Origin of the sequence: Streptomyces sp. NPDC059785 (genome assembly GCF_042732375.1) — a bacterium.
In the GTDB taxonomy this organism is placed as follows: Bacteria; Actinomycetota; Actinomycetes; order Streptomycetales; family Streptomycetaceae; genus Streptomyces.
Genome location: NZ_JBHWHV010000039.1, coordinates 1 through 12174, shown reverse-complemented (window position 1 = coordinate 12174; position 12174 = coordinate 1). Strand labels below are relative to the sequence as shown.

Genomic DNA, 12174 nt, shown 5'->3' with positions numbered 1-12174 from the left:
ACGCGTGCCGTCAGTGCGCGGACTCCGCGTCCGCCGCGCCGCCCGGCGGCGCCGGCTCCAGATCGAACTCGCCGTCCCGCGCCCCGAGCACGAAGGCGTGCCACTCCGCCTCCGTGTAGCGCAGCACCGTCGACGGGTCCAGCGACGAGCGCATGGCCACCGCGCCGCCGGGCAGATACGCGATCTCCACCCGCTCCTCGTGCTCCTCCGTACCCGGTGCGCCGTGCCACTCCACGCCCGAGATGTCCAGGGCGTACAGCTCGTCCTTCTCGCGCTCCTTACGGGCCCTGACCTCGTCGTTCCCCGAGCTGCCCGCGTCCCCTGCCTCGCTCATGACGAAGCGACCCCTTCCCGGCGCGCCTTCCCGGCGCGCCCGACGATCCGTGCGCTCACCCTAGTGGCCGCCCCCGCCCCCGCCGGGGCGCTCACGGCACCGGGGCGGTCGCGTCCTGCCGGGCTGGTACCCTGTGGAACGGCCGTTTGTGTACGCACCCCCGGAGCCAGTCGCTCTGGTGGTCGCGCCCAGCGGATCCCCGCCTCCCGAGTCACGGAAGCTCCCCTGAGAAGTGGACCAGGGGCACTCGGTGGCCATTCAAGAAGACTACGAGGAGTACGCGTGTCGCTCGACGCCGCCACGAAGAAGCAGATCATGTCCGAGTTCGGTACCAAGGAGGGCGACACCGGCTCCCCCGAGGTCCAGGTCGCTCTGCTGTCCCGCCGTATCTCGGACCTGACCGAGCACCTCAAGACCCACAAGCACGACCACCACTCCCGTCGTGGTCTGCTGATCCTGGTCGGCCAGCGCCGCCGGCTGCTGCAGTACCTGGCCAAGAAGGACATCCAGCGCTTCCGTGCGCTGGTCGACCGCCTCGGCATCCGCCGCGGTGCGGCGGGCGCCCGCTAAGACGGCGTGAAGGGAGCGGTTCCCACTTCGCAGGGGGCCGCTCCCTTTGCTGTACGTGCGCGGTGTCACCGCGCCTTTGTAGTGTGGTAGCACGACGCACGACGTACGACACAGCGCGGCACCGCCCGCCCGGCCGGGCAGACGGCCGCCGCGCACCGCACGAGGAGAAGCGCACCTCGCCGCCGCCGGTCCTCGGTAGTGGCTCCCGGGGAGCTAAACCCCGGGTGCTTCGATCGAAGACCGGTCCGCACCAGACGGAGCGCTTCTCCGCCCACCGTCCCCCGGCCACACGGGCAGGAGGGACAAAAGACGAAAAGTATCGGAGAATCGCTAGTGGAGAACGAGACCCACTACGCCGAGGCCGTCATCGACAACGGCTCCTTCGGCACCCGCACCATCCGTTTCGAGACGGGCCGCCTGGCCCGTCAGGCCGCCGGCTCCGCCGTGGCCTACTTGGACGACGACACCATGGTGCTGTCGGCCACCACCGCCTCGAAGAACCCCAAGGACCAGCTCGACTTCTTCCCCCTCACGGTGGACGTCGAGGAGCGGATGTACGCGGCCGGCAAGATCCCCGGCTCCTTCTTCCGCCGTGAGGGCCGCCCCTCCGAGGACGCCATCCTCACCTGCCGGCTGATCGACCGCCCGCTGCGCCCGTCCTTCAAGAAGGGCCTGCGCAACGAGATCCAGGTCGTCGCCACGATCATGGCGCTCAACCCCGACCACCTGTACGACGTCGTGGCGATCAACGCCGCGTCCGCGTCCACGCAGCTGGCCGGTCTGCCCTTCTCCGGCCCGATCGGCGGCGTCCGCGTCGCGCTGATCAACGGCCAGTGGGTCGCCTTCCCGACGCACACCGAGCTCGAGGACGCCGTCTTCGACATGGTCGTCGCGGGCCGCGCCCTGGAGGACGGCGACGTCGCGATCATGATGGTCGAGGCCGAGGCCACCGAGAAGACCATCCAGCTCGTCAAGGGCGGCGCCGAGGCGCCCACCGAGGAGGTCGTCGCCGCCGGTCTGGACGCCGCGAAGCCCTTCATCAAGGTGCTCTGCAAGGCCCAGGCCGACCTCGCCGCCAAGGCCGCGAAGCCGACCGCCGAGTTCCCGATCTTCCTGGACTACCAGGACGACGTCCTCGAGGCCCTCACCGCCGCCGTCCGCCCGGAGCTCGCCTCCGCGCTGACCATCGCCGGCAAGCAGGAGCGCGAGGCCGAGCTCGACCGCGTCAAGGGGCTCGCCGCCGAGAAGCTGCTCCCGCAGTTCGAGGGCCGCGAGAAGGAGATCTCCGCCGCGTACCGCTCGCTGACCAAGACCCTGGTCCGCGAGCGCGTCATCAAGGAGAAGAAGCGCATCGACGGCCGCGGTGTCACCGACATCCGCACCCTGGCCGCCGAGGTCGAGGCCATCCCGCGCGTGCACGGCTCCGCGCTGTTCGAGCGTGGCGAGACCCAGATCCTGGGCGTCACCACGCTGAACATGCTCCGCATGGAGCAGCAGCTCGACACGCTGTCGCCGGTGACGCGCAAGCGCTACATGCACAACTACAACTTCCCGCCGTACTCCACCGGTGAGACCGGCCGCGTGGGCTCGCCCAAGCGCCGCGAGATCGGCCACGGCGCCCTCGCCGAGCGCGCCCTCGTGCCGGTGCTGCCGACCCGCGAGGAGTTCCCCTACGCGATCCGCCAGGTGTCCGAGGCCCTCGGCTCCAACGGTTCGACGTCCATGGGTTCCGTGTGCGCGAGCACCATGTCGCTGCTGAACGCCGGTGTGCCGCTGAAGGCCCCCGTCGCCGGTATCGCCATGGGCCTGATCTCCCAGGAGATCGAGGGCGAGACGCACTACGTCACCCTCACCGACATCCTCGGTGCGGAGGACGCCTTCGGCGACATGGACTTCAAGGTCGCCGGCACCAAGGAGTTCGTCACCGCCCTCCAGCTCGACACCAAGCTGGACGGCATCCCGGCCTCCGTCCTGGCCGCGGCCCTCAAGCAGGCCCGCGACGCCCGCCTCCACATCCTCGACGTGATGATGGAAGCGATCGACACGCCGGACGAGATGTCCCCGAACGCCCCGCGGATCATCACCGTCAAGATCCCCGTGGACAAGATCGGTGAGGTCATCGGCCCCAAGGGCAAGATGATCAACCAGATCCAGGAGGACACCGGCGCCGAGATCACGATCGAGGACGACGGCACCATCTACATCGGTGCCGCCGACGGCCCGGCCGCCGAGGCCGCCCGCACCACGATCAACGGCATCGCCAACCCGACCATGCCGGAGGTCGGCGAGCGCTACCTGGGCACCGTCGTGAAGACGACGACCTTCGGCGCGTTCGTCTCGCTGCTCCCGGGCAAGGACGGTCTGCTGCACATCTCGCAGATCCGCAAGCTCGCCGGCGGCAAGCGCGTGGAGAACGTCGAGGACGTCGTCGGCGTGGGCCAGAAGGTCCAGGTCGAGATCGCCGAGATCGACTCCCGCGGCAAGCTCTCCCTCATCCCCGTGATCGAGGGCGAAGGCGACGAAGAGAAGAAGGACGCTGCGGCCGACAGCAGCTCCGCTGCGGGCGACAAGTGACATCGAGCAACTCCACGGCGACGGCCCGCACCTCCTCGGAGGCGCGGGCCGTCGCCCGTACCCAAACCCTGATCAAGGGCGAGAACGGCATCGGCACGGTCCGCAAGACCACTCTTCCGGGTGGACTGCGCATCGTCACCGAGACGCTGCCCTCCGTGCGCTCCGCGACCTTCGGCATCTGGGCCCACGTCGGCTCCCGCGACGAGACGCCCGCGCTGAACGGTGCCACGCACTATCTGGAGCACCTGCTCTTCAAGGGCACCCGCCGCAGATCCGCCCTGGACATCTCCGCCGCGATCGACGCGGTCGGCGGCGAGATGAACGCGTTCACGGCCAAGGAGTACACGTGCTACTACGCGCGCGTGCTCGACACCGACCTGCCGCTCGCCATCGACGTGGTCTGCGACATGCTCACCGGCTCGCTGATCCTCGAAGAGGACGTGAACATCGAGCGCGGCGCGATCCTCGAGGAGATCGCGATGACCGAGGACGACCCGGGCGACTGCGTGCACGACCTGTTCGCGCACACGATGCTCGGCGACACCCCGCTCGGCCGCCCCGTCCTCGGCACCGTCGACACGGTCAACGCCCTCACCGCGGACCGCATCCGCCGCTTCTACAAGAAGCACTACGACCCGACCCACCTGGTCGTGGCCTGCGCGGGCAACGTCGACCACCACAAGGTCGTACGCCAGGTCCGTGCCGCCTTCGAAAAGGCCGGCGCGCTGCGGAACACCGCCGCCGCGCCGATCGCCCCGCGCGACGGCCGCCGCGCCATCCGCACCGCGGGCCGCGTCGAACTGCTCGGCCGCAAGACCGAGCAGGCCCACATCATGCTCGGCATGCCGGGGCTCGCCCGCACCGACGAGCGCCGCTGGGCGCTCGGCGTGCTGAACACCGCGCTCGGCGGCGGCATGTCCTCGCGCCTCTTCCAGGAGGTCCGCGAGAAGCGCGGCCTGGCCTACAGCGTGTACTCGTACACCTCCGGCTTCGCCGACTGCGGCCTCTTCGGGGTGTACGCGGGGTGCCGGCCCAGCCAGGTGCACGACGTGCTGAAGATCTGCCGCGACGAGCTCGACCACGTCGCCGAGCACGGGCTCTCGGACGACGAGATCGGCCGGGCCATCGGCCAGCTCCAGGGGTCGACCGTGCTCGGCCTCGAGGACACCGGTGCGCTGATGAACCGGATCGGCAAGAGCGAGCTGTGCTGGGGCGAGCAGATGTCCGTCGACGACATGCTCGCCCGGATAGCGTCGGTGACCCCGGACGAGGTCCGCTCGGTCGCCCGCGACATCCTGGGGCAGCGGCCCTCGCTGTCGGTCATCGGGCCGCTGAAGGACAAGCAGGCCGCCCGGCTGCACGACGCCGTCGCCTGACGGCCGGGTCCGTAACTCAGAAGGAAGCGACAACATGAGCAAGCTGCGCGTGGCGGTTCTCGGCGCCAAGGGCCGTATCGGGTCCGAGGCGGTACGGGCCGTCGAGGCCGCCGAGGACATGGAGCTGGTGGCCGCGCTGGGGCGGGGCGACGGGCTGGGGGTGCTGGTCGAGTCCGGTGCTCAGGTCGTGGTGGAGCTGACGACTCCTGACTCGGTCATGGACAACCTCGAGTTCTGTGTCGGGCACGGTATCCACGCTGTGGTCGGGACCACGGGCTGGACCGAGGAGCGGCTCGGGCGGTTGCGGGGCTGGCTGGGCGGGTCTGCCGGGACGGGCGTGCTGATCGCGCCCAACTTCTCCATCGGCGCCGTGCTGACCATGAAGTTCGCCGAGGTGGCCGCGCCGTACTTCGAGTCCGTCGAGGTCGTCGAGCTGCACCACCCGAAGAAGGTCGACGCCCCCAGCGGCACCGCCACGCGCACGGCTCAGCTCATCGCCGCGGCCCGGCAGCGGGCGGGCAGCGCGCCGCAGCCCGATGCCACGGCCACGGCGCTGGACGGGGCCCGTGGGGCGGACGTCGACGGGGTGCCCGTGCACGCGGTGCGGCTGCGGGGGCTGCTGGCGCACCAGGAGGTGCTGCTCGGCGGCGAGGGCGAGACGCTCACCATCCGCCACGACTCGCTGCACCACAGCAGCTTCATGCCGGGAATCCTGCTCGGCGCGCGCCGCGTGGTGACGACTCCGGGCCTCACCTTCGGCCTGGAACACTTCCTGGATCTCGGCTGAGCGAGGGGGTCCGGTACATGCGCGCGAAGATCAGTTACGCCGTCACGGCGGCCGTTCTGGTGGTCTACTTCGTCCTGGTCGGCAGCCGGGGGGTCATGCTCATCCAGGACGGCACGCTGATCACCGTCACCTTCGGTGTCTCGGTGCTGATCCTGCCGGTGATCGGGCTGTGGTTCCTCTGGGCGAACACGCGGTTCGTGCAGAAGGCCAACCGGCTGGCCGCGGAGCTCGATGCCGAGGGGGGTCTGCCGGTGGACGAGCTGAAGCGGACGCCGGGCGGGCGGATCGACCGGGACTCGGCCGACGAGGTCTTCGCCCGGCGCAAGGCCGAGACGGAGGACGCGCCCGACGACTGGCGTAGCTGGTTCCGGCTGGCCATCGCGTATCACGATGCCCGGGACACTCCTCGGGCCCGTAAGGCCATGCAGCGGGCGATCGCGTTGCACGACGGGCGGCCGGTTCGGGTCGGCTGATCGCTCTCTGCGGGTGCCCGCCTGACCGGTCTCTGCGGGTGCGCGCCTGACCGGTCTCTGCGGGTGCGCGCCTGACCGGTCTCTGCGGGTGCGCGCCTGACCGGCCTGTGCGGGTGCGCGCCTGACCGGCCTGTGCGGGTGCGCGCCCGACCGGCCTTCGTGGGTCCGGGCGTCGGCGGCTGCGGGTCGTGGGTGGCAGAGGCCCGGGACTTTGGCAGTGGGCTAGTTGCGGCGGTACTCGTCCGCCCAGACCTCTACGGTGTCCGCTGCTCGGTCGAACGCCTCCGAGCGGGCCAGGAAGTCGGCGTTGTGCGTAGTGAGCAGGGCGGTCGGCTCCTCCTGGGCGCGGTCCGTACGGACCAGGATCAGCGCCTGTCCCTGGACGGTGCGGGGGAGGCCGAGCCAGCGCACCGGCTGCTGGACCGTCCGTACCGCCTGGACCCGGTCCCAGGGGGCGGTGCTCGTGAGGAAGAAGCTCACCCGGCGCAGCCCGCGGGCGTTGACCCAGACGCCCATGCGCAGCAGCCGCAGCGCGCACAGTATGACGACGACGGCCACGCCCATGCAGACCGCTGCTCCGGTCAGGGTGCCCGTCAGCGCGGTGATCACCGCGGCGAAGAGCACGAACGAGGCGAGCAGCAGAACGAGTGCGGCGGCGGCTACCCGCCAGGGGCCGGGGCGGTAGGGACGCCGCCAGCGGTCGCGGTCGTCGAACGGCAGCGCGAGATCGTCGGCCGCCTCGTCAAAAGCGCGGTCCGCCGTCAGGAAGGGCAGGGGCACGACTGATCCTCACTCAATCCACGCATGGGCTGTGCCCGGTGAGGCTATCGAGCCGGGTCCCCGCTCACCACCCTTGGGGGCCCATGGGGGTGCTCCGCGGGCCATGAACCCCTGGTGACGGACGGACGGCAGGGGCGTCAGCGGTGGGTGGACGCCTCGGACTGCTGCGCGTGTCCGGACGACTGGTCGGCGGACAGCGCCGGCATCCCGATGAGCAGGGAGCCGACGAGACCGGCGACCACGGTGAGACCTATGAGCCACCGGCCGGCCAGCTCCCCGACAGAGGCGCGCTGGCGGGGCGGGGGAGTGACATTGCTGCGGAACTGGTCGGCTTCGGCGATGAAGGCGAACGGGACGGGCTCGCGCCGACGGAACATGGGGAGCGCTTCTCCTCTGGGGCTGGACGGGATGTCTGTCACCAAGACAGACGGGTGAACGACCGAAAGGGTGCCCAGTTTCACCGTCTTCATTATGGCAAGGCACCGATCGCACCCTTATCGGTCCGACGTAGAGTGGGCGCCGCCCTCAAGAGCTGTGATGGGAAGGACCCCGCCAACCGTGACCGACATCCCCGCCGACGATCTCAAAATCCACCTGCGCAGCGACGTGAGCGTCGAGTTGGTGAAGAGCAGTGCGGCCGACTCCGACGTGCTGTTCGCCGCCCGGGTCTCGACCGTGGGGGAGCAGTCGCTGGACGAGTTGACGAAGGACCCGGAGCGGTCCAAGGGTCTGATCAACTACCTGATGCGGGACCGGCACGGCAGCCCCTTCGAGCACAACTCGATGACCTTCTTCATCAGCGCCCCGATCTTCGTCTTCCGCGAGTTCATGCGCCACCGGGTGGGCTGGTGCATCGCGGGAGACACTGAGATCACTCTGGAGAGCGAGGCGGGCAATCTCCGGCGCCGCACCATCGCCGACCTGTACAGGCTCTGGCACATGGGCGTCGAGGACCGCCTCCCGCACTCCGCCGGCGGAGTCACCTGGCACAGCCGGGCAGGCAAGTGGATGGCCCAGGTGCGGCGCGGCGAGACCGACCACTACCTCGGGCTCTACGACAACAGGGAGGCGGCCGAGTCCGCCGTCGCCGAGTTCCGTGAGGAGCACCCGAGCACCCGTCTGCGCAAGCTCGAATCGGTGCGCCGCAACCACGTGCGCTGCTACGACGAGGAGACCCTGCTCGCCCAGCGGGCCAAGATCGTCGACGTGATCGAGTCGGGCGTCAAGCCACTCATCAAGATCACCACGGCTTCCGGGAAGACGCTCCGCTGCACGGTCGACCACGCGGTGTTCACTCCGGACGGATGGGCCAAGGCCGGTGAACTCACCGTCGGAGACGCGGTCATGGTGGCGGGTACCGCCCCGAAGCCGTCTCAGGCCCTGATTCCGCCGAGCCTGCGCCGCGGCATCGGAGTGTGGACCTCCATGCAGCGAAAGCGGCTGATCAAGGAAGAGGACACCTGCCATCTGTGCGGCCAGGATTTCCCGCGAAAGCAGCTCGCTCTCGACCACGTGATCCCGGTGGCAGGCGATCTGACCCGGGCGCTCGACGAGAATAACCTCGCTCCGGCGTGCGAGACCTGCCACACGGCCAAGAGCGGTGGCGAACAGGCACTGGCCCAGCGCGACGGAAAGATCGCCAAGGCGGTTCCGGACCCTGTCGTGGCCATCGAGCCGGACGGCGAGGAGATGACGTACGACCTCTCCGTCGAGGGCCCCTGGCACAACTTCCTGGCGAACGGCGTCGTCGTCCACAACTCGTACAACGAGGAATCCGGCCGCTACCGCGAGCTCCAGCCGGTCTTCTACGTCCCCGGCGAGTCCCGCAAGCTCGTCCAGGAAGGGCGTCCCGGGAAGTACATCTTCGTCGAGGGCACCGAGGACCAGCAGGAGCTGGTCGGCCGCACCATGGAAGACACGTATAAGCAGGCGTACGAGGCGTATCAGGAGATGCTCGCCGCCGGTGTGGCCCGCGAGGTCGCCCGTGCCGTCCTTCCGGTCGGCCTGTTCTCCTCGATGTACGCGACGTGCAACGCGCGCTCGCTGATGCACTTCCTCGGGCTGCGCACCCAGCACGAGCTGGCCAAGGTCCCGTCCTTCCCGCAGCGGGAGATCGAGATGGTCGGCGAGAAGATGGAGGAGCAGTGGGCCCGGCTCATGCCCCTCACCTACGCCGCCTTCAACAAGAACGGGCGCGTGGCGCCGTAACACGCCGGTGGCGCGCCAGTCGGTACAGATGTGCGGATCAGCCGGTCGAAGTGTCCCGATTGCGGCATTTCTAGAAGTTCATCTAGCCTGATCAAACGGACCCGGCACTGCTTGAACCCCCGAGCAGGCAGTGCCGGGCTCCACCTTTGTCAGGACTTGTCACCTGCCCCGAGGGCAGACCAGCCGTTGAGCAGCGAGTAGCGTGTTACCCATGGCTCCGACCTCCACTCCGCAGACCCCCTTCGGGCGGGTCCTCACCGCCATGGTCACGCCCTTCACGGCGGACGGCGCACTCGACCTCGACGGCGCGCAGCGGCTCGCCGCCCACCTGGTGGACGCAGGCAACGACGGCCTGGTCATCAACGGCACCACCGGCGAGTCCCCGACCACCAGCAATGCGGAGAAAGCGGATCTCGTACGAGCCGTTCTCGAGGCGGTCGGCGACCGCGCCCACGTCGTCGCCGGCGTCGGCACCAACGACACCGCGCACAGCATCGAGCTCGCCCGCACCGCCGAGCAGATCGGCGCCCACGGCCTGCTGACCGTCACGCCGTACTACAACAAGCCTCCGCAGGAAGGCCTGTACCGGCACTTCAAGGCGATCGCCGACGCGACCGGGCTGCCGGTGATGCTCTACGACATCCCCGGCCGCAGCGGCGTACCGATCAACACGGAGACCATCGTCCGGCTCGCCGAGCACCCGCGGATCGTCGCCAACAAGGACGCCAAGGGCGACCTCGGCCGTGCCGGCTGGGCCATCGCCCGCTCCGGTCTCGCCTGGTACTCAGGCGACGACATGCTCAACCTCCCGCTGCTCTCCGTCGGCGCGGTCGGCTTCGTCTCCGTGGTCGGCCACGTCGTCACCCCGGAGCTGCGCGCCCTGCTCGACTCCTATCTGTCAGGAGACGTGCAGAAGGCGACCGAGATCCATCAGAAGCTGCTCCCGGTCTTCACCGGCATGTTCCGCACCCAGGGCGTCATGACGACCAAGGCCGCACTCGCCCTCCAGGGCCTGCCCGCCGGTCCGCTGCGCGCCCCCATGGTCGAGCTCTCCCCCGAGGAGACCAGCCAGCTCAAGATCGATCTCGCCGCCGGCGGGGTACAGCTCTGAATCAACAGACTTCATAACTGAATACGAACGGCCGCAGGTCTTCCAGACCTGCCCCAAAAACACAACTGCTACTGCACGAACGTCACGCGCGCCACGTGCCTTGTCAGGTACGTGGCGCGCGTGGTGAGGAGAGTCTTTTGAGTCATCCGCATCCTGAACTCGGCCCGCCGCCGAAGCTGCCCGAGGGCGGCCTGCGGGTCACCCCGCTCGGCGGCCTCGGCGAAATCGGCCGGAACATGACGGTCTTCGAGTACGGCGGCCGCCTGCTGATCGTTGACTGCGGAGTGCTCTTCCCCGAGGAGGAGCAGCCCGGAATCGACCTGATCCTGCCGGACTTCTCGTCCATCAGGGACCGCCTCGACGACATCGAGGGCATCGTCCTCACCCACGGTCACGAGGACCACATCGGCGGCGTCCCCTACCTCCTGCGCGAGAAGCCGGACATCCCGCTGATCGGCTCGAAGCTGACCCTCGCTCTCATCGAGGCGAAGCTCCAGGAGCACCGGATCCGCCCGTACACGCTCGAAGTGGCCGAGGGCCAGCGCGAGCGCGTCGGGCCCTTCGACTGCGAGTTCGTCGCGGTCAACCACTCGATCCCGGACGCGCTCGCGGTCGCCATCCGCACCCCCGCCGGCATGGTCGTGCACACCGGCGACTTCAAGATGGACCAGCTCCCGCTGGACCGCCGCCTCACCGACCTGCACGCGTTCGCCCGGCTCAGCCAGGAGGGCATCGACCTTCTCCTGGCCGACTCGACGAACGCCGAGGTCCCGGGCTTCGTCCCGCCCGAGCGCGACATCTCGAACGTGCTGCGCCAGGTCTTCGCGGGCGCCCGCAAGCGCATCATCGTCGCGAGCTTCGCCAGCCATGTGCACCGCATCCAGCAGATCCTCGACGCCGCCCACGAGTACGGCCGCCGGGTCGCCTTCGTCGGCCGCTCGATGGTCCGCAACATGGGCATCGCCCGTGACCTCGGGTATCTGAAGGTCCCGCCGGGCCTCGTCGTGGACGTCAAGACGCTCGACGACCTCCCGGACCACGAGATCGTGCTGGTCTGCACGGGCTCCCAGGGCGAACCGATGGCCGCCCTGTCCCGCATGGCCAACCGCGATCACCAGATCCGCATCGTCCAGGGCGACACCGTGATCCTCGCGTCGTCGCTCATCCCGGGCAACGAGAACGCGGTCTACCGCGTGATCAACGGCCTGACCCGCTGGGGCGCCAACGTCGTGCACAAGGGCAACGCCAAGGTGCACGTCTCCGGCCACGCCTCCGCCGGCGAGCTGCTGTACTTCTACAACATCTGCCGGCCGCGCAACCTCATGCCGGTCCACGGCGAGTGGCGCCACCTGCGCGCCAACGCCGAGCTCGGCGCCCTGACCGGCGTCCCGCACGACCGCATCGTCATCGCCGAGGATGGCGTCGTCGTCGACCTGATCGGCGGCAAGGCCAAGATCGCCGGCAAGGTCCAGGCGGGATACGTGTACGTCGACGGCCTCTCGGTCGGCGACGTCGGCGAGCCCGCGCTGAAGGACCGGCGCATCCTCGGCGACGAGGGCATCATCTCGGTCTTCGTCGTCATCGACGCCAGCACCGGCAAGATCACGGGCGGGCCGCACATCCAGGCCCGCGGCTCCGGCATCGAGGACTCCGCCTTCGCCGGCGTCACCCCGAAGATCACCGAGGTCCTCGAACGCACCGCCCAGGACGGCGTCGTCGACCCCCACCAGCTCCAGCAGCTCATCCGCCGCACACTGGGCAAGTGGGTCTCGGACACCTTCCGCCGGCGCCCGATGATCCTCCCGGTCGTGGTCGAGGTCTGACCCGGCCGAGCGCCAACCAGGAGCGGGGGGGGGGCGCGGTTTTGGGGGGCGGCCCCCCCCCCCACAAGTTACCCACCCCCCCCCACCACAACCCCCGGCCCCGGGGGGACGCACCACACCCCCGGGCGCGGGACGAAC

Annotated in this window: 10 protein-coding genes and 2 pseudogenes; 9 read left to right on the top strand and 3 right to left on the bottom strand. The window is 69.6% G+C overall.

From position 1 onward, the window contains the following. Positions 1-10: 10 nt before the first annotated feature. Complete coding sequence (locus ACFV6E_RS26725) at positions 11-334, bottom strand: DUF397 domain-containing protein (protein ID WP_385166294.1); 324 nt, start codon at positions 332-334, stop codon at positions 11-13. Between the two features lie 282 nt (positions 335-616). Between ACFV6E_RS26725 and rpsO the strand changes: the two genes are divergently transcribed. The 5 genes from rpsO to ACFV6E_RS26700 all read left to right on the top strand — a co-directional run bounded on the left by rpsO (position 617) and on the right by ACFV6E_RS26700 (position 6114). Then, positions 617-904: a 30S ribosomal protein S15 gene (gene rpsO, locus ACFV6E_RS26720; protein WP_344395211.1), complete on the top strand. Its 288-nt coding sequence runs from the start codon at positions 617-619 to the stop codon at positions 902-904. Between the two features lie 333 nt (positions 905-1237). Further along, positions 1238-3478: a polyribonucleotide nucleotidyltransferase gene (locus ACFV6E_RS26715; protein ID WP_385166292.1), complete on the top strand. Its 2241-nt coding sequence runs from the start codon at positions 1238-1240 to the stop codon at positions 3476-3478. Then, a complete protein-coding gene (locus tag ACFV6E_RS26710) occupies positions 3475-4854 on the top strand; it encodes a M16 family metallopeptidase (protein ID WP_385465100.1) in 1380 nt (459 codons plus the stop codon). Before ACFV6E_RS26715 ends, ACFV6E_RS26710 begins: the two co-directional genes overlap by 4 nt. 34 nt (positions 4855-4888) lie before the next feature. Beyond that, the gene (gene dapB / locus ACFV6E_RS26705; protein WP_385465095.1) at positions 4889-5641 is read left to right on the top strand and encodes a 4-hydroxy-tetrahydrodipicolinate reductase; all 753 of its coding nucleotides are present in this window, start codon (positions 4889-4891) and stop codon (positions 5639-5641) included. Between the two features lie 17 nt (positions 5642-5658). Beyond that, positions 5659-6114 carry a hypothetical protein gene (locus ACFV6E_RS26700; protein ID WP_385177186.1) on the top strand — a complete coding sequence of 152 codons (456 nt, stop codon included), beginning with the start codon at positions 5659-5661 and terminating at the stop codon, positions 6112-6114. A 222-nt stretch (positions 6115-6336) separates the two neighbouring features. Here ACFV6E_RS26700 and ACFV6E_RS26695 read toward each other — a convergent pair whose 3' ends face one another. Together ACFV6E_RS26695 and ACFV6E_RS26690 are read right to left on the bottom strand one after the other, a co-directional pair. Then, positions 6337-6894: a hypothetical protein gene (locus tag ACFV6E_RS26695; RefSeq protein WP_385177188.1), complete on the bottom strand. Its 558-nt coding sequence runs from the start codon at positions 6892-6894 to the stop codon at positions 6337-6339. A 137-nt stretch (positions 6895-7031) separates the two neighbouring features. After that, entirely contained in the window at positions 7032-7271 is a 240-nt protein-coding gene (locus ACFV6E_RS26690) for a hypothetical protein (protein WP_385177189.1), read from the bottom strand. Between the two features lie 181 nt (positions 7272-7452). Between ACFV6E_RS26690 and ACFV6E_RS26685 the strand changes: the two are divergent. The 4 genes and pseudogenes from ACFV6E_RS26685 to ACFV6E_RS26670 all read left to right on the top strand — a co-directional run. After that, a pseudogene (locus ACFV6E_RS26685) lies at positions 7453-8649 on the top strand (FAD-dependent thymidylate synthase); the annotation flags it as partial. Between the two features lie 3 nt (positions 8650-8652). Continuing rightward, a pseudogene (thyX, locus tag ACFV6E_RS26680) lies at positions 8653-9102 on the top strand (FAD-dependent thymidylate synthase); the annotation flags it as partial. A 211-nt stretch (positions 9103-9313) separates the two neighbouring features. After that, on the top strand, positions 9314-10213 hold the full coding sequence (gene dapA, locus ACFV6E_RS26675; protein WP_385177191.1) for a 4-hydroxy-tetrahydrodipicolinate synthase: 900 nt from the start codon (positions 9314-9316) through the stop codon (positions 10211-10213). Between the two features lie 137 nt (positions 10214-10350). Continuing rightward, a complete protein-coding gene (locus ACFV6E_RS26670) occupies positions 10351-12036 on the top strand; it encodes a ribonuclease J (protein ID WP_385177193.1) in 1686 nt (561 codons plus the stop codon). Positions 12037-12174 lie beyond the last annotated feature (138 nt).